This window comes from Vibrio renipiscarius, from assembly GCF_000827885.1.
GTDB classification, from domain to species: Bacteria; Pseudomonadota; Gammaproteobacteria; order Enterobacterales; family Vibrionaceae; genus Vibrio; species Vibrio renipiscarius.
This window is the reverse complement of record NZ_JTKH01000005.1, coordinates 1-18,915: the sequence shown is the minus strand read 5'-3', so window position 1 is coordinate 18,915 and position 18,915 is coordinate 1. Positions and strand designations below refer to the sequence as shown.

Here is an 18,915-nt window from a genome sequence, read left to right as displayed (position 1 = left end):
AGTGACTATTTCAGTGCAGATTTTCAAAAAAGCCGAAGCAATTGCTCCGGCTTTTTTAGTGCTTGTAGCACCCAAATAAGGTTTAAATTACGCCTTAAAGAGCAGTAACTCAGTGTAAACAACGAGTTATAAATTGATATTCCAATTCAGTCATACTGAGTGATAAATAAGTGAATGCGTACGGTGAATTAGGGATTAAACGACAGCTTGTAGGGATCACAATAGTATTTCTGTTGATATTCATGTTTCTGGTCTTAGATTCAGAAGATGAAGTCAGAGAAAGATACGGCAATGAACAACAACGCGTTGAGCGATTACTGGAAGATACAACCCAAGTTATCAACGCCTTAGAGTACAGTATTACAGCATTATATCCGCTGCAGAATGAGCGATACGTTCTACCGCACACCATTCAGTTAAATGGAATCACTTGTAACTTTGGTGGGCAATCTCACCAAGGGCAAGATTACGACTTCATGTTTTCTGGCCCAGCAGAGATGTGTGATACCAGCTCAGAGCTTTATTCGCTGGCGTATAAACGCATGTTTGTCGCTCCCTCAATGGCCTACTTTTCTAAAACCATCAGCCATATTTCGGCCATTTATTTTATATCAAAAGATAAATTCATTATTTCTTCGCCTAAAACATTCGCTGAATCGATCGAAGGGGATGCGTTTGATGTTGTTGTCAGAACTCGTCCATATTGGATTAATACCATGCAGCAATTGCAGGACGATAAAGTGGTTTATACCGGTGATTATCAAGATTACATGACGGGGCGTCGTGTGATTACGCTGACGCGTGCGATTTATGTTGATGGCGAGTTTAGAGGCGTACTAGCCATCGATAGTTATCTTGATGACTTAGTGGCAGATCGACATTCCAGTTACCGATTGACCTCAGAGCAGATGGAGAATGATCCTAAAGCCTTTGATTTTACGTGCTCAAGTCCCGTCATGGTGAATAACCAAGAGACAGGTCTCTACCTCACGGTGAAAGAATCGAAGCGAACACACTTAAAGCTCATCTTCCAAGCGGAGCAAAAACAGTTTCTGGCTCTACTGCTCGTGTACATCCTTTGCCTTTGCCTGATTTGGTTGCGCGATACACGTTCTACTCATACACGGTTAAGGTCATTGGCCATGTGTGACCCAATGACCGGAATGCTCAATCGACGAGGTTTTGAATTTTACTTAAAAGATATTGAGCTACGAGAGTTTATCGCTTTAGCGGTATTCGATATTGATGATTTTAAGACGATTAATGACAGCCTAGGCCATGATGCTGGGGATGAAGTGATTTGTGCGATATCAGTTTTGCTCGGCACCAGTTTAAGGCAGACCGATCTTATTGCGCGCTTTGGTGGTGAAGAGTTTGTGATTGCCATTACAGGGGAATCATATGAGAAAATCCAGTCTGTCGTTGAGCGAGTGCAACGTGAGATCAGTACCACCATTCGTTTGTCTGACGGTCAACAGGTCTCAGTCACGGCAACTGGCGGCGCGGCGATTTATGCTCGTGAAAATATTGAAAGCCTAGAGTGGTTATGGCAGGAGAAGGGGATTCGCCAAGCGGATGCGCTTTTGTACCAAGCGAAGGTCGCGGGAAAAAATCGCGTGTTTGTTGGCGTCGGTGGCTAATGCCAGCGGTTAGGCCCGGTGATTAGTTTTGCTGATTAGTTTCGGCGATTAGTGTCGCTGCGCTAGATTGTCGAGATAGGCTGCCTATCAAAAAGAACAAAAAAGGATGGCTCAAAGCCATCCTTTTTATTTTGTCATCGAGAGTCGATTATAAAATGATATCGCGTACTTCAGGATCTTTACGCTCTAGGTAGTGCGTCGATTTAATGCGACGAATCGTACGGCAGCGGCCGCGGATCAGCAGAGTTTCGGTGGTCGCGATGTTGCCTTGGCGAGAGATACCTTCAAGCAGATCGCCTTTAGTAATACCGGTCGCAGCAAAAATAACATTGTCGCTGCGCGCCATGTCTTCCATCTTCAATACGATGCCCGCTTCCACGCCCATCTCTTTACAGCGAGCAAGCTCTGCCGCGCCGTAAATACGGTTCTCTTCGGTATCGCCTTTCACGTCATGACGCGCCAGCAAACGGCCGTTCATGTCGCCGTCGAGTGCGCGAATAACGGCAGCAGACACCACGCCTTCTGGCGCGCCGCCAATGCAGTACATCGCATCCACTTCGCTATCGGGCATGCAAGTCAGGATAGAGGCAGCTACATCACCATCTGGCACGGCAAATACGCGCACGCCCATCGCTTGCATTTCAGCAATCACGCCATCGTGGCGAGGTTTGGCGAGTGTTGTCACCACTAGCGTATCAAGTGGTTTATTCAGGGCCTTAGCAATGTTCTCTAGGTTTTCCTTTAGTGGTTTGTTTAGGTCAATACAACCTTTCGCACCAGGGCCAACCACCAATTTTTCCATGTACATATCAGGGGCTTTTAGGAAGCTGCCTTTTTCGCCTGCGGCAAGCACTGCGAGTGCGTTAGACTGGCCCATCGCGGTCATACGAGTGCCTTCAATTGGGTCAACTGCGATGTCGACTGCATCGCCACCCACACCGACTTGCTCACCAATGTACAGCATTGGCGCATCATCAATCTCGCCTTCACCAATAACGATTTCACCACTAATCTCAGTTTTGTTGAGTAGGATGCGCATTACTTCTACAGCAGCACCGTCTGCGGCATTTTTATCGCCACGGCCAAGCCATTTGTAGCCAGCGAGTGCTGCGCCTTCAGTAACTCGGGAAAATGCCATTGCTAAATCGCGTTTCATGATGACTCCAATTAGTAGCAGGAAAGGAAGAAAAATTTTTCGCGATTTTATCACAACGAATAGTAAACGTTTGCTTTTTTGCTTTGTTGAGATTGAAGTTGATCAATAAAGCGCTGTAAAGTAGTGCTATAGCAGGGGAACTTGAGTGACTGGGCGGTTAACGTTAGGTAAATGTCAATAACTGGCTAACTTTTAAGCAAGTAACGCAAAATATCAAATATAGCGCGTGTTTATCCATCCAGTGCTGAGTAGAATGAAGGCAATACGTGAAGCAAGCTTCACCTCAATCGAACAAACAAAGGTAGGCTAAGATGTCTTTTGAAGTACTAGAACAACTAGAAGCAAAAATTCAAACTGCAGTAGATACAATTTCACTTCTTCAGATGGAAGTGGAAGAGCTTAAAGAAGAGAAAGAGCAGCTAGTTTCAGAAGCAAACGAGCAACGCGCGATCCGTGAAGATCTTGAGCAAAAAGCCGTTGCTATGAACCAAGAGCACTCTGCATGGCAAGACCGTATCCGTAACCTACTTGGCAAAATGGACGAAGTAGAGTAACGATTTCATTGAGTTTTAGCTCTTTGAATACCGAATTGAAAAAGCAGCCGAATGGCTGCTTTTTTTATCTCTCGTGTCCTCACTAGGCTTTTGGACGAACACCGAGCGTATGGCACATCGCATAGGTCATTTCTGCGCGATTGAGTGTATAAAAGTGGAAGTCTTTTACCCCTTCACGGCTCAAAATTCTTACCATGTCGAGCGCTTGGCTTGCCCCCACTAGTTGACGAGTGGTGGGATCATCATCCAAGCCTTGGAACTGTTTCGCCATCCATCCAGGCACTTTTACGTGGTTTTGCGCGGCAAATCGAGCGGCTTGATTGAAATTAGACACCGGTAAAATACCTGGAACGATTTCCACATCAATACCCGCCGCGACACAACGATCACGAAAGCGTAAGTAACTCTCCACATCAAAGAAAAACTGCGTGATCGCACGGCTTGCGCCTGCATCGACTTTTCGTTTTAGGTTAAGCAAATCCGCTTGAGCACTTTTCGCTTCAGGGTGCACTTCAGGGAAGGCGGCCACAGAGATATCAAAATCATGACGAGATTTTAGCAGCTCAACTAAATCAGAGGCGTACATATCTGGCGCGCCGCCACCCGGTGGAATATCCCCACGCAGAGCAACGATACTTTCGATACCGTTTGACCAGTAGTCATCGGCGATTTGAATTAATTCCTCACGAGAGGCATCAATACAAGTCAGGTGAGGCGCGGCGATAAGGCCCGTTTCTGATTTGATTTCTTTAATGATGGAGTGGGTACGATCGCGTTCACCTGAGTTTGCCCCGTAAGTGACGGAAACAAATTTAGGCTTGAGGGCTTTTAGTCGGTGTACAGAATTCCACAAGGTCTCTTCCATTTTTTCACTGCTAGGCGGAAAAAACTCAAAGGACACATTAATATCGTCAGACAACTCTGCAACATTCTGATTCAAAGCGTCGATATGACTGGCGTGCGTATATCCCATCTTGCTCTCCCTGTGACGATCATTGTCACTCTCTTAAATTATTCCATTACCGACGTTTGGCCGTCTATATGTCTACCACAATGAATTGTATAGAAGTTAATGTCAACAAACCGAACATGAATTTTTTTCAACTTAATAATGAGTCATATTCAAGTGGTTTGGACGAGCACGATAGAGCACTCGTCCATTGCTGCTGATTATTCTAAGGCTCATTTCAAGTGCCTTATTGGCACTACTGGCTGCGATTGACTACTAGAGCCGATAGGCGTGTGGCTCGTGTGAGATGGTCGTCGGTGAGCTAGAGCCAAATTATGACTACAGCTGACTCGACAACAAATTCAAATCCGATTGAATCGCCCCCGCAGTCACTTCTCGTCCTGCGCCCGGTCCACGGATAACCAATGGGTTGTCTTTGTACCATTTGCTCTCAATGGCAAAAATATTGTCACACGGCAGGAGGTTCGCCAAGGCGTGCTCTTTAGCCAGCGCTTCCACACTGACCGTGGCTTTGCCATTTTTTTCTAAGCGAGCGACATAACGCAGCACTTTGTCTTCTCGTTGTGCTTTCTGCAGGCGTTCAGCAAGACGCTCACTCAGTAATTGGCCATTATCCAGAAAGTCATCCAGCGGCAGATGGGCTAATTCCTCAGGCACCAAACTTTCGACTTTGACCGCTTCAGGTTCAATGCTTAAGCCGGATTCACGCGCCAGAATAACCAATTTTCGCATTACATCAGAGCCGTCGAGGTCATGACGAGGATCCGGCTCTGTTAAACCTTGTTGCCAGGCTAAATCAACCAAATCGGCAAAGGGAACTTGGCCATCGTATTGCTGAAATAACCACGAGAGCGTGCCAGAGAAGATGCCGGATAGGGCGACAATTTCATCCCCACTCTCACGTAAATCTCGAACGGTATGGTTAATCGGTAATCCTGCGCCCACCGTGGCATTGTATAGCCAGTGGCGATTGATTTTTGCGAAGGCATCTTGCACCTGATGGTAGTACTCGCTAGAGGATGAACCGGCGACTTTGTTGGCTGAGATAAGGTGCATGCCTTGCTCTGCGATATCGACATAACATTCTGCCAATTCTTGGCTGGCGGTGACATCCAATACCACCGCATCATCAAATCCTTGTATGGCACCAAGTTGCGTGATCCATTCATTGGCACGATAAGGAATCGCTTCCGTCTCGAAGTTTTGATTCACCAAGGACGCATCAATGCCTTGTGAGTTGAACCAATAGGTTTTGCTATCAATGACCGCGACGAGTTCGAAGTTCATACCGCGGCGTTTTTCGAGTTCACTTTTTTGCTCGGCAAACAAATCGAGCCAACGGCTACCAATGTTGCCTTTGCCACATAACGCAATCGCAACGCGTTTTTGCGCTTGGAAGAGTTGAGTATGAATGCCTTGTACGAGGATTTCGGTTTTTGTTTTGCGCAAAATGGCGACTAAACTGAGCCCTGATTGAGACTCGCTAATGAACTCGACAGGGGAATTTTTAAGTTGTTGATAGAAGCCGTAACAGTGATTGGCATTTTTGGTCACGCCCGCACCGACCGCCGCGACCATCGAAAAACCTTCTTTGAGTTTGATTTCCGCTTCGGTGGCAATATCTTGTAAGTGGCGTAGTGCGCCTCCGGCAATTTCGGCGGTGTACGCTAAATGTAAGCTGTGTTGATCGTCTTGAGCTTCAAACGCCAAAGGTTCGAGTTGAGCGCGCTTTAGATTGGCTAAGGTTTCTTGATATAAGCGCTTAAAATCGTGGCCAGAAGCAAAATTGAGTTGGATCAGCATGACTTCATCGAGCGAAGAGATGATCTTAGCCCCACGGCCTGAAGCGAGGACGCGTTCAATGCGTGTTGAACCGGATTCCGGTTGATAGCTGCAACGCAAATGGCAATCCATGGTACTTTGAGCGACCGGCTGTAAGGTTCTGCTGTGTAGAACGGGCGCGGCGAGGCGAGCTAATTCACTGGCTTCATCTAAACGCAATAGTGGCAGTAAGCAGGCATCGGCAACTAATCGTGGATCCGCACTGTATACCCCAGCGACATCGCTCCAAATGGTGACGCGAGAGACTTGCGCCAAAGCGCCAATCACGGTTGCCGAATAGTCAGAGCCATTACGACCAAGTAGGACGGTATCGCCTTTGTGGTCTTGCGCCATAAATCCGGTGATGACCACACGATGGTGAGCGTGTTGGGCCAGTACCTCTTTTAATAATGGATAGGAAGCGCCGCGATCCACTTCGGGTTGCGTTCCCGCTTCTGCCCGTAAAAAGGCGCGCGCATCTTGTGCTTTGGCTGGAATTTTGTGTTGATTGAGCAAAGCAGAAAGCAAACGCGATGACCAACTCTCGCCATGCCCCAATACCGCCGCTTGCTGCGCTTCGGTTAATGGCGCGACGAGTTCACCCAGCATGCTGATTTCGTGATTTAGGAGAGTGTGCAAACGAACCTGTTCATCACCTTCGATCAAAGCACTGATTAAATGCGCTTGAAATTGTTTTAGCTGTTGCAGTTCCTCATGCGCAAGACGGCCATCTTTGTTTAAGCCTTCTAAAAACGCAATGAGGTGGTTGGTGGTTTTCCCCGCGGCAGAGACGACGACTAAATCATCAGCACTGGAGTATTCTTTTAAGATATTCACCACACGTTGATAGCATTCGGGATCTGCTAGGCTACTGCCACCAAATTTATGTAATTGGCGTTCAACACTCATTAACGGCTCTCCAAAACAACATTAAAGGCGTGTACTAAATCTTCAATAAGATCTTGAGGGTCTTCTAAACCAACCGATAAACGCAGCAATTGTTGCGATACGCCCGCTTCGGCAAGCGCCACGTCTCCCATCGCACGATGCGTCATGGATGCAGGGTGGCAAATCAAACTTTCCACTCCGCCTAATGATTCGGCGAGAGAGAACAGCGTTAACGCCCCAACAAAGGTTTTTAGCTCGTCAAAGCTGCCGCCAAACTCAAAACTCAACATGGAGCCAAAGCCAGATTGCTGCTTCAAAGCAATGTCGTGGCCTGGGTGGTCGGGAAGGCTAGGGTGATAAATGCGCTCAACCAAAGCGTGACCGTTTAGATAATCGAGAATCGCGTTGGCCCCTTCTTCATGCGCTCTCATGCGAGCGCCCAAGGTGCGGATGCCTCGTAAGGTCATGTAGCTATCAAACGGTGTCCCCGTCGCGCCAATGCAGTTTCCCCACCACGCTAAATCTTCGGCGTGCTGCTCTGTTTTGGTAATGATGACGCCGCCAATCACATCCGAATGGCCATTAATAAATTTTGTCGTCGAGTGAATGACAAAATCCGCGCCGAGGTCTAAAGGCTTTTGGTACACGGGTGTCAAAAAGGTATTGTCGACGGCTACCAAGGTATCGACTTGATGCGCAAGTTGGCAGACATGTTGAATATCCACGACGCGCACTAATGGGTTGGAAGGGGTTTCGATAAGCAATAATTTCGGCTTTTGGGCAAGGGCCGCTTCAAGCGCTTGGGGATCGGATTGATCGACAAACAGAACGTTGAAGTCCCCTTTTTGAGCGCGAGTGTTAAAGAGGCGGTAAGTACCGCCATAACAATCATGCGGCGCCACGATAAGATCGTCTGGGCCAAGGAAAGTCGTCACCCACAAGTTGAGTGCGGAAGTACCACAGTTGGTCACTACCGCCCCTTTACCTGATTCAAGCTCGAATAAAGTTTGTTCTAATAAACCGCGATTTGGATTGCCAGAACGGGTATAATCGTATTTCGGAACTTCACCAAATGCGGGAAAGCCATAATTGGTTGACAGGTAAATAGGTGGAACGACGGCATAATGTTGAGTGTCGGACTCAATGCCTGTGCGAACAGCAATGGTAGCAGGCTTGCGGGTGCTCATAAGTGTTTCCTTCCGAACAATAGTAACTTGTCAGTACGAATGCGTTTTTACCTGTTTTCGACCTGATTGGCGGCCGAATGACGATTTGATACAACGTATTCACAATCCATTCACTCTACTTTACTTCTCATTTTTTGAGCCGTCAAGACATCTAGACGTCCAAATGTCTTTGCTTGTAGCCTTAAAAGCCGCTAAAATTACACTTTGTAAAACTTAAATCTAACCACAACATGAAGGTGCGTAATGGCAGACTGGAATGGCGAATACATAAGTCCATATGCTGAACATGGAAAGAAAAGCGAACAAGTAAAAAAAATTACCGTTTCAATTCCATTAAAAGTATTGAAGGTATTAACCGATGAGCGCACTCGCCGTCAGATTAATAACCTACGCCATGCGACGAACAGTGAACTACTTTGTGAAGCATTTTTACATGCTTACACTGGTCAGCCACTGCCAACGGATGAAGATTTGAGAAAAGATCGTCCGGATGATATTCCAACTGAAGCCAAACAGTTGATGACCAATATGGGCATCGAGTTTGAAGCGTTCGATGACTAACGATAGTGATATCGTTTTAGTTGGAGTTTGCACCAATCCAATGAGCAATTATTAAAAAGCCGCAGTTTGATACTGCGGTTTTTTTATGCGCGGTATTTTTCTTTTTTGTATGTGAGAAGAGAAGGTTTGGGAGGTGTTGGTGGGAAATCAAGACAATAAAAAAGGACGCCGTAGCGTCCTTTTAATTTTTTATCAAAGCAGAAATTACTTCTTGCTTGATAGAGCACCGAAACGCTTGTTGAAGCGATCAACACGGCCGCCAGTATCAACGATACGTTGCTTACCAGTGTAGAACGGGTGACATTTGTCACATACGTCTAGGTGGATTGAATCTTTAGCTAGAGTCGAGTTGAACTCAAAAGAGTTACCGCAAGAACAAGTAGCGCTTACTGCTTTGTATTCTGGGTGGATACCAGTTTTCATGGGAGAACCTCAAATAGGCCGTGTCGCTATCCGAATCTAAGCCGGACACCACACGTAGTTAATAAAAAATTTCGCGCTACCGCTTGATGAATGAATCATCGAGCCATAGTGCTAAGGCGCAGTATAGTAATGAATCCTCGTTTGAGGATCAACTGATTTACCCAAAAAGGCGCTACTTTTTTCACCAGCAGTGAGCGACGAAACGCTCTCGTTGGCATTTGCGCAGCGTCGGTGGTCCGTCGGCTTAAAATAGAATCGTTGCGGGTTTTGCTTTAGACTGTTTCCCGTGTCCTATTAACTCATACTGCCAAACTTATATGCGCCCAACTATTGCTCGAGTGGCCTTGCCTGTTCCACTGGATAAGCAATTCGATTACTTGATCCCAAATCACCTCTTTCCGATTATTGGTGGGCGAGTATCGGTACCTTTTGGCCGCCAATCTTTGATTGGCATTGTGACGGAACTGACCAATCATTCCTCTTTCAGTGAAAGCCAGTTAAAGCCAATCAAGCAAATCTTAGATCAGCAACCGGTTTGGCCTGAGCCTCTCTATCAGCTACTAAAATGGTGTAGCCAGTTTTATCAATACCCACTAGGCGAAACGCTCGCCAATGCGATGCCCTCGGCGTTACGCAAAGGGAAAGCGGCTGATTTTTCGTCGTTGGTTGAGTGGCAACTGACTGAGCAGGGTAAAAACCAGTTAATGCAAGGGTTTGGCCGAGCGGTTAAACAAGAGCAAGCGATGCGAGCCTTACAATATGGCGCGGTTTCTCATCAGCAGTTGCTTGAACAAGAGATTGGCGGCAGTGTGCTAAAAACATTGCACGAAAAAGGTTGGGTAGAATCGATCGAGAAAAAACCGACGATCAAGCCTTGGCCGCGTGATATTGAAGCGGAAGTGGATAAGCCGAAACTCAATCAAGAACAGGCGGTGGCGATCGCAACGGTGAACAGCGCCGATGGCTTTGGTTGTTATTTACTTGAAGGTGTTACTGGCTCGGGCAAAACCGAAGTTTATCTGAATTTGATTAAGCCAATATTGGAAGCGGGAAAACAAGCGCTCGTCTTGGTGCCTGAGATTGGGTTAACCCCACAAACCATCAACCGTTTTCGCAAGCGCTTTAATGTGCCTGTTGAAGTGGTGCATTCCGGTTTAAATGATACCGAACGTTTAAATGCGTGGTTGTCAGCACGAGATAAAGTGGCGGGTATCGTGATTGGTACGCGCTCGGCATTGCTCACGCCTTTTGCGGACTTAGGCATTATTATCGTTGATGAAGAGCATGATGCTTCGTACAAGCAACAAGATAGCCTACGCTACCATGCACGTGATGTGGCGGTGATGCGCGCTAATAAAGACCAAATTCCGATCGTCTTGGGCTCGGCGACACCGGCACTCGAAACGCTTCATAATGCACTGAGTGGCAAATACCATCACCTAGAACTCACCCAGCGCGCGGGTAATGCCAAACCCACCATCAATAAAGTATTGGATGTGAAAGGGCTGTATTTAGAGTGCGGGTTATCAGCGCCGTTGATTGCTGAGATGCGCAAGCATTTGTTGGCAGGCAACCAGGTGATGCTATTTTTAAACCGCCGTGGTTTTTCTCCCGCCTTAATGTGCCATGAGTGCGGCTGGATTGCGGAATGTAAACGCTGCGATGCTTACTATACCTACCACCAATACAGCAATGAAATTCGCTGCCATCACTGTGGTTCTCAACAGCCTATCATTCATCAATGCCAAGGTTGCGGCTCGACCAACTTAGTCACCGTCGGGGTGGGAACAGAACAGTTAGAAGCGCAACTCGGCCAGTTATTCCCTGATTACAAAACGATTCGCATTGATCGCGATAGCACGCGTCGTAAAGGCAGCTTAGAAAGTGCATTACTGGCGATACGAAAGGGGGAATACCAAATATTGATTGGTACGCAGATGCTGGCAAAAGGCCACCATTTCCCTGATGTCACCCTGGTTGCTTTACTGGATGTGGATGGTTCGCTGTACAGCAGCGACTTCCGAGCATCAGAACGTTTGGCGCAGTTGTTTATTCAGGTGGCAGGGCGTGCAGGGCGCGCAAGTAAGCAAGGCGAAGTGGTTTTACAGACTCACCATCCTGAGCATACTTTGCTGCAAGCATTGCTGAATCACAGTTATCATCATTTTGCCCAAACGGCGTTGCAAGAGCGTAAGATGGCCATGTTGCCTCCGTTTACTTATCTCACGCTGTTTCGTGCAGAAGCCAACAGCAGTGATTTGGTGGAAGATTTTTTACGCCAAGTACGCTACACGCTGGAAGCGCATCCGTTATTTGATGAATATTGCCAAGTACTAGGCCCGACACCGGCCCCATTGGCTAAAAAAGCCGGTAAGTATCGTTGGCACTTGTTATTGCAAACGCAAACGCGGCCGCTAATGCAACGATTACTGATGAGCGCAAAACCGGCGATTGATTTACTTCCTATTAGCAAAAAGGTGCGTTGGTCGCTAGACATAGAACCGCAAGATCTAAGCTAGCTGCCACTTTATAATGTTACGTCGGTTAGGTTGGAACGTCATTTTGTGATGCAAATCTCAACCTTGGGTTAGATTTTGTTAGATCTCCCGTAACTTTATGGTGTGAAACCAATACACTAGGGGGCAGCAGCTTACGCATCTCAATGAATAATTGTAAATACACGATGACAAGGCTCGTGACTGACGCATTATGTTGTTTAACATAATCAAGAGTGAACGTCAGTTCATCGGTATTTTCACTAGGTTTAGGTGGCAAGACGCTACCAGCAAAGGAACTAACTAAGAGGATTACACTTATGGCGACAATGAAGGATGTTGCCCAGCTCGCGGGGGTTTCAACAGCGACGGTATCGAGGGCGCTGATGAATCCAGAAAAAGTCTCTTCTGCTACACGTAAACGTGTTGAAGATGCTGTATTAGAAGCTGGCTATTCTCCAAATTCTTTAGCGCGAAACCTGCGCCGCAATGAATCAAAAACGATCATCGCGATCATTCCAGACATCTGTGATCCTTACTACACCGAAATTATTCGAGGGATTGAAGATGCCGCAATGGAGCACGGCTACATAGTATTGCTGGGTGACAGTGGGCAACAAAAAAGACGCGAAAACACATTTGTAAATATGGTCTTTACCAAACAAGCTGACGGGATGTTGCTGCTTGGTACCGATTTGCCATTTGATGTGAGCAAGCCTGAACAGAAAAATTTACCGCCGATGGTGATGGCGTGTGAATTTGCTCCTGAACTTGAGTTACCTACCGTTCATATCGATAACTTGACGTCGGCTTTTGAAGCGGTGAACTATCTTACCCAGCTAGGGCACAAGCGCATTGCTCAAATCTCTGGACCAGAACATGCCACCTTATGTCAGTTCCGTCGCCAAGGTTATCAGCAAGCACTGCGTCGTGCGGGCATCACGATGAATCCGACCTACAGTGCCTTTGGTGAAGTTCACCTTTGAGGCGGGCGCCAAAGCCATCCGTCAATTGCTGGCCTTGCCAGAGCCACCAACCGCGATCTTCTGTCACAACGATGCCATGGCGATTGGTGCCATACAAGAAGCGAAGCGTTTAGGTTTGCGCGTACCGCAAGATTTATCCGTAGTGGGCTTTGATGATATTCAATTCTCGCAATACTGCGATCCGCCGTTAACGACGATTTCTCAGCCTCGCTATGAGATCGGTCGTCAAGCCATGCTGATGATGCTCGAGCTACTTAGAGGGCATGATGTGCGGGCTGGCTCGCGTTTGCTGGAAACGCAATTGGTTGTGCGTAAGAGTGCCGCGCCACCAAGAAGTCTCTAGCGCAGAAAGAGAGAAATGGCCCAGTGAAAGCCATCGAAAGCGACGTATTTATCAGCGTCGCTTTTTTGTGGATTCGTGAGGTCATCATAATCGTCGCCCGTTATGTCAAGATTGTGTTTTTAACCCACATAACGTAAGGCAATAGATTGTGATCGGAGGGTAATCTGGATTACCATGTTGAAAGAAATGGCTGACTTGAAAAACGATCGTGGCGAATAGAGATTACGTAAAACGTGGGGCAAATAAAAAGCCTACCAAAAAGAAAGTAGCACCTAAGCGTAAACCATGGCGCAGTGGCATTTTGGCCATACTGTTGGTGGGCGTGTTTGGTTTTGGCATCTACTCATTAAGCCAAGATCCGGAGCCTCAACAACCAGTGTCGCAACCGCCAGTGAAAGCGAAACCTAAGCCTGAAAAAGTTTTACCACCGCCACCGGAAGAGCAGTGGGATTACGTTGAAACGTTACCAAGTCGCAAAGTGGAAGTGGAAGCGAAAGAGCAAGTCATTTCGGCGATTCCCTACATCATGCAGTGCGGCGCTTACAAAACAGAAGCGCAAGCTGAAGCTCGCAAGCTGGATGTGGCTTTCCAAGGGATTAAAAGTGAAATCCGCAAGAAAGACGGCAGTTCTTGGTATCGTGTCGTACTTGGCCCATATGTACAAAAACGCGATGCTGAGCGAGATAAGCACAAATTACAGCGTGCGAAAATTGAGCCATGCGCGATTTGGAAAGAATCGCAGTAAGGGCACAACGAATAAAAAAACCAGCTACGGTGACCGTCGCTGGTTTTTTTTGTCTCCGATTTGGTATCACAGCCAAGCACGCGGATTCAGACCGACGTGCATTGAAGGCTAAGCATCAAAATTGTGACTGTGATTATACCAGAGGCTACATAACATCTTACTGATTTATAAAACAATGCAATAGATCATTCCGCTAAGCTATTGTAGCCCTTACACTTATGAATATAAGATTTTATAACTGGTATAATTTGGTCAGTACGATTTATATTTGAGCTGAATACCCTAATGCATGTACAATCTGTGGAATAACGAGCGCATTAATCGAGTGCCAAAGCGATGTTTTATCAGTGTGCTGATCAATCCTTTAGTCTGCCAATAAAGATTAATAAAGATTAAGTGAAATCGAAGTTGCTCACCATGGCAGAGTCTACTCTCGCAGTACAAGCTGGAAACCGCGGTTCTTTGTTTGATACAAATCTAAACAAGAGCAATATGAGAACGTCACCGCGATCTTTTTAGAAGCAGAAAGTGAAAACGAAGCCTTTTGTTGATTGAAATACTCAATCAACCCGCGACGCTGCGTGTAGACAGTAACGCGATTAGGCTAGTGGCTAGTTAAGATGCGATATGAATAAAATACAATTTGGTAAAACCATCAGCTTTTAGGGGTTGCACACCTAAGGGCGGTAGCGCATCTGGAGATAAATAAAAAAGCCGATTGGATCTGGTTTGGCAAGATAGGTAAAAACGCAAAGTGTTACTGGCTGAGAAAGATCGTTTAAACGGACAAGTGCAAAAGCTACCAAAAACTCAACGTGAAGTGCTGCGCATGCAGCGTGATGTAGAGCTAAACCAAGAGGTCTACATTCAGTTACTGAACAAAACCCAAGAATTAAACATAGTGAAAGCCGGTACTGTAGGTAACGTGCGCATTTTAGATACCGCACAGGCTGATCCGCACCAGTAGTTTTGGACACTGAGTTAAGTGAGTAAAATCACTAACGAGGTGAAACATGACAAATCAAAAAAACAGAATCAGACACACGCCTGAATTTAAAGCCGAAACTCTGAAGCTAGCCGAGAAAGTGGGTGTGGCCGAAGCAGCAAGACAGTTATCGTTATATGAGTCTCAAATCTATGCATGGCGTAAAAGCTCGAACAAAAACACCGAGACCAGTCAACGAGAGCAAGAACTCGCGGCACAGGTAGCTAAACTCAAAAGGCAGTTGGCAGAGCAAGCAGAAGAGTTAGAAATCGTAAAAAAAGCCACCTACTTCGCGAAAAATCTAAAGTAAATTGCTATGAATTTATGCTCGAACATCTTTTAAGTTTCAGTGTTGTCCGTATGGCAAAGGTGTTCGACGTGTCACGAAGTGGGTTTTATTACTGGATTGAAAATCGCCACAAAGCGAGCCAGCGTGAGTCGGCTCGTCAACAGCTCGATATCATAGTCAAGAAAGCCTTTGACGACAGCAAAGAACGAGATGGCTCAAGACGCATTCAAAAAGAACTGGCCGATAACGGGGATAAGCTCAATATTAAAACCATAGCTGCTAGTATGAAGCGTCAAGGTTTAATAGCGAAAGCGGCTCGTAAGTTTAAGTGCACAACGGATAGCAAACATGAAATGCCAATTGCTCCTAACCTGCTTGCCCAGGATTTTAGAGCAGAAGTCCCCAATCAAAAGTGGGCGGGAGATATCACTTATCTTGTGACAAGCGAGGGTTGGTTGTATTTAGCCGTAATTATCGACCTTTACTCAAGGCAAGTAATTGGCTGGTCTATGGATACAAGAATGACAGCATCATTAGTTTGCGATGCTCTATCGATGGCATTGTTTCGCCGAGGATTTCCTGAGCAGGTTATTGTTCATAGCGATCGCGGTAGCCAGTATTGCTCAAAAGACTATCGAACGATGATAAGTGGCTATAATCTAAAGCAAAGTATGAGTAGGAAAGGGAATTGTTGGGATAACGCTTGTGTCGAAAGCTTCTTTCACTCAATGAAAGTTGAAGCGATTCAATATGAGCCAATGATGACAAGAGAAGAGATGCGCCAAACGGTTTTTGAATATATCGAGGTTGATTATAATAGAACAAGAAGGCACAGTGCTCTTGGGTATTTAAGCCCAGTTAACTTTGAAAATCAAAATGTCGCTTAATGAAGTGTCCAGTCTAGCTGGAGCAGATCAGAACATTAAAACGCCAACAATTGAAATGCGCGTTAAATACTGAGTTTCGAGAGAGAGTTTTGTTTGGCACTTAAGTGCTTTTAACAACTTTGAAACTCATGCGGGAACCCCGCTGGCAAGCCTTTATTGACGGGGAAGTTCATGATTTTTCCGTGCCGATTGAATAATAAGAAATGTACCAATGATGAAGACTAAAAATATCGCATTCATAATGAGTGTATATAAAAAAGATTGTCCAGAGAAACTTAGAGCTTCTTTGGAAAGTATGCTATCGCAAACGATTGAAAGCGATATACTGATTTATAGAGATGGCTTGGTTTCAAAAGAGCTGAGTATAGTGTTAGAAGACTATAAAACTTATCAAAATATATTTATTTACGAAGATGATGAAAATAAGGGCTTGGCATTCGCATTGAATTACTTAATCGATGTTTCAATTGGCCGGGGCTATGAATTTTTAGCTAGAATGGATAGTGATGATCTGTCACGCCCAGGAAGACTAGAAAAACAAGTTGAATTTTTATTTAATAATGACGATGTAGACGTTGTTGGAGCTTCTTGTCGAGAGTTCGGTGCTAGTTTTGCGTTAGCGGAAAAACATCTTCCTACAACACATAAAGAGCTAATGGAATTTAGTATTACACGCTGCCCATTCGTTCATCCTACCGTGATGTTTAGAACTAGTGTTTTTGAAAACGGTAGTAGATATCCGACAAACACGAAACTAACAGAAGATATGGCTTTGTGGTATGAATTATTAAAGAAAGGTGTTAAGTTTTCCAATTTAAATGAAGTGCTTTTAGACTATTATTTAGATGAAAATACAATATCAAGACGACAAGGAATTGGTAAAGCTATTAGCGAATTTACGATAAGAATTGAAAACATGCACGCTCTGAATAAAACCAGTTTTCGTAATTACTTACTAATTAGTTCAAGATTGATTTTTCATATATTGCCAAACTTTATGGTTAAGTATATGTATAAAAATAAGAGATAGCATGTTATATACGATAATGTTCTTTATTATGTTAATTAATGTGGTTCTTTCTTTTAGTAGCTGGGAAAGATATAAGTATTTTATTATATCAATGTCAACCATCTATTGTATATGGCTAATGTTGTACTCTGGCTTAAGAGAGCCCGGATCTTCCCCTGATGACATAAATTACATTTACAACCTTTATTATGGAAAATTAGACTTTGAATGGGCGTTTGCGTGTGTAACTGATTTTTTTAGATTTTATAGAGCAAATGAGTCTAATTATTTTTTATTTGTTTCGATGTTAACTCAAGTTAGCCTTTTTGTAGCAATATATATTTATTCGCCAAGATTTCTTGCGTTTGCATTATTGATTTATTCTTCACATGTTTATCTTTACAGAGATCTTGTACAAATTAGAGCAGGTGTAGCTTATAATATTTTACTGTTGTCAATGATACTATTGATTAATCGTAAGCATCTTTTATCTATGATTCTATATTTTTTTTCGATCGGGTTTCACAAGACATCATCACTTTCTTTAATTCCTATCATATTAAATAAAGTTCATGTAAAAACTAAATATGTCGTAATGATTGCACTACTTATTTACTTTAGTAGTTTTATTAACTTTGGAACTTATTTAATAAACCATTTCCCACTTTTAACTAGTATGTTATCGGAAAATGCGATTGCAACGTATTTGGAGGAGGGGAATGAATATGCAAAAGAGTTGTCTCCATTAAACCCGACAACGATAAAGCTATTAGTAGTGTTTATGTGCGTATCATATTTTCGAGATAGAATCCCTGAGATTAAAGAGAATAACCTACTGTATTATAGCTATGCTTTATCCCTGATTTTTATCAGTTTCTTCAATTCATTTAATGTGTTTGCTTCAAGAATGTCATCGATGTTTGCAATTGTCGAAATAATATTGATTCCGGCAATGGTTTTTTATTTGAGAAGTAAACTGTTATTGTTTGTTTTTATTTCTATCTACACATTACAGTTTTCAATTAATTATTACCTCAAGGGTATGTCATTTGGTGGGTTTTTATATTTATTATGAATGTATTATATATATGCTCTAGTTTAGAAAGAACTGGACCTTCAAATCAACTTCTAAACATCGCTAATAACATTAAGTCGGATTTTGATGTCACAATATTGACGCTTAAGCCAGAAAAAAGCAATAGTATGCGTAATGATTTTAGTGATTTTAATATAGTTTTTGGATATGAACTTTCTTTTTTTTATATGCTTCGCTTCATAAGAGGTTTCGATATCGTCCATAGTCAAGGCATTAAAGCAGATACACTCTCTGCGTTATTTTCTAGAAAAGGGATTTCTACTTTGAGAAACTATCCTTACGAAGACTACCCTGCTTTGTACGGAAAGTTGTTAGGTAGTTGCATGGCTTTTTTTCATTTTCAAATACTAAAAATGGTCAAAAAACGAGTAACTATATCAGCTTCGACTAGAGAGAAAAACCAAAACAAATCAGGTTTGAAGTTCGAGTTAATTTATAATGGAGTTGATACTGAACGATTTCATAAAAAAAACAGTGTTAAAAATAAAAACTTAATAGAATGTAAAGAAAAATACAAAAAGACTTTTATTTATACAGGCCCTCTTATTGAGCGGAAAAATGTCACTAAGTTAGTTAGTGTTATGAATAATTACCCAGACTACTTACTTGTCATTCTGGGAGGAGGACCTTGTTTAGATGATTTGAAATCGCATGCTAAGTCTAATATTTTATTTCTGGGGAATGTTGATAACGTCGTGGATTACTTGTCATTGGCTGATGTATTTATAATGTTTTCAAAATCTGAAGGGTTTCCCAATGCAGTTCTAGAAGCGTTATCTACTGGCCTTCCATGTATATTAAGTAATATTCCATCTCATGCTGATGTAAAGGAAATTATGGGCGATTGTATTACACTTATAGAAGAAGATGATAATAACTT

At 44.1% G+C, this 18,915-nt stretch carries 14 protein-coding genes and 2 pseudogenes; 11 read left to right on the top strand and 5 right to left on the bottom strand.

Annotated elements, in window-relative coordinates:
* Positions 1–242 precede the first annotated feature (242 nt).
* Positions 243–1,640: a sensor domain-containing diguanylate cyclase gene (locus tag OJ16_RS02695; protein WP_236688399.1), complete on the top strand. Its 1,398-nt coding sequence runs from the start codon at positions 243–245 to the stop codon at positions 1,638–1,640.
* Positions 1,641–1,788: 148 nt separating this feature from the next.
* Here the strand turns inward: OJ16_RS02695 and glpX are convergent, their stop codons facing one another.
* The gene (glpX, locus tag OJ16_RS02690) at positions 1,789–2,796 is read right to left on the bottom strand and encodes a class II fructose-bisphosphatase (protein ID WP_040987197.1); all 1,008 of its coding nucleotides are present in this window, start codon (positions 2,794–2,796) and stop codon (positions 1,789–1,791) included.
* Between the two features lie 311 nt (positions 2,797–3,107).
* On the opposite strand from glpX, the gene zapB reads away from it, so the two are divergent.
* Positions 3,108–3,350, top strand: coding sequence for a cell division protein ZapB (gene zapB / locus OJ16_RS02685; RefSeq protein WP_040987195.1), 243 nt, complete (start codon positions 3,108–3,110; stop codon positions 3,348–3,350).
* An 82-nt stretch (positions 3,351–3,432) separates the two neighbouring features.
* On the opposite strand, the gene metF is transcribed toward zapB, so the two are convergent.
* From metF to OJ16_RS02670, 3 genes are all read right to left on the bottom strand, one after another.
* On the bottom strand, positions 3,433–4,323 hold the full coding sequence (gene metF, locus OJ16_RS02680; RefSeq protein WP_040987193.1) for a methylenetetrahydrofolate reductase: 891 nt from the start codon (positions 4,321–4,323) through the stop codon (positions 3,433–3,435).
* 315 nt (positions 4,324–4,638) lie between these two features.
* Positions 4,639–7,050, bottom strand: coding sequence for a bifunctional aspartate kinase/homoserine dehydrogenase II (locus OJ16_RS02675; protein ID WP_040987191.1), 2,412 nt, complete (start codon positions 7,048–7,050; stop codon positions 4,639–4,641).
* Entirely contained in the window at positions 7,050–8,216 is a 1,167-nt protein-coding gene (locus OJ16_RS02670) for an O-succinylhomoserine (thiol)-lyase (protein ID WP_040987189.1), read from the bottom strand. The genes OJ16_RS02675 and OJ16_RS02670 overlap by 1 nt, the downstream gene beginning before the upstream one ends.
* A 243-nt stretch (positions 8,217–8,459) precedes the next feature.
* On the opposite strand from OJ16_RS02670, the gene metJ reads away from it, so the two are divergent.
* Positions 8,460–8,777 (top strand): met regulon transcriptional regulator MetJ, encoded by a 318-nt coding sequence (gene metJ, locus OJ16_RS02665; protein ID WP_040987187.1) that lies wholly within the window; start codon positions 8,460–8,462, stop codon positions 8,775–8,777.
* Between the two features lie 204 nt (positions 8,778–8,981).
* On the opposite strand, the gene rpmE is transcribed toward metJ, so the two are convergent.
* Positions 8,982–9,200: a 50S ribosomal protein L31 gene (gene rpmE, locus OJ16_RS02660; protein WP_040987186.1), complete on the bottom strand. Its 219-nt coding sequence runs from the start codon at positions 9,198–9,200 to the stop codon at positions 8,982–8,984.
* Between the two features lie 317 nt (positions 9,201–9,517).
* Here rpmE and priA point away from each other — a divergent pair, with 317 nt between their 5' ends.
* From priA to OJ16_RS02615, 8 genes and pseudogenes are all read left to right on the top strand, one after another.
* Positions 9,518–11,719, top strand: coding sequence for a primosomal protein N' (gene priA, locus OJ16_RS02655; RefSeq protein WP_040987184.1), 2,202 nt, complete (start codon positions 9,518–9,520; stop codon positions 11,717–11,719).
* A 296-nt stretch (positions 11,720–12,015) separates the two neighbouring features.
* Positions 12,016–13,024 (top strand): annotated as a pseudogene (gene cytR, locus OJ16_RS02650) (DNA-binding transcriptional regulator CytR).
* Between the two features lie 208 nt (positions 13,025–13,232).
* Positions 13,233–13,769 carry an SPOR domain-containing protein gene (locus OJ16_RS02645; RefSeq protein ID WP_040987182.1) on the top strand — a complete coding sequence of 179 codons (537 nt, stop codon included), beginning with the start codon at positions 13,233–13,235 and terminating at the stop codon, positions 13,767–13,769.
* A gap of 745 nt (positions 13,770–14,514) precedes the next feature.
* A pseudogene (locus OJ16_RS02640) lies at positions 14,515–14,721 on the top strand (GNVR domain-containing protein); the annotation flags it as partial.
* A 61-nt stretch (positions 14,722–14,782) separates the two neighbouring features.
* Positions 14,783–15,930, top strand: a protein-coding gene (locus OJ16_RS02630) for an IS3 family transposase (RefSeq protein WP_408063496.1) whose coding sequence is annotated in 2 segments (ribosomal slippage) — positions 14,783–15,041 and positions 15,041–15,930 — 1,149 coding nt in all. Because the reading frame shifts where the segments join, the coding sequence is not laid out codon by codon here.
* Between the two features lie 211 nt (positions 15,931–16,141).
* A complete protein-coding gene (locus OJ16_RS02625; protein WP_040987176.1) occupies positions 16,142–16,960 on the top strand; it encodes a glycosyltransferase in 819 nt (272 codons plus the stop codon).
* A 1-nt stretch (position 16,961) separates the two neighbouring features.
* On the top strand, positions 16,962–18,014 hold the full coding sequence (locus OJ16_RS20275; RefSeq protein WP_040987174.1) for an EpsG family protein: 1,053 nt from the start codon (positions 16,962–16,964) through the stop codon (positions 18,012–18,014).
* Positions 18,015–18,142: 128 nt separating this feature from the next.
* Positions 18,143–18,915 (top strand): glycosyltransferase (locus OJ16_RS02615; RefSeq protein ID WP_160289860.1); only part of this gene is annotated, 773 nt, incomplete at its 3' end.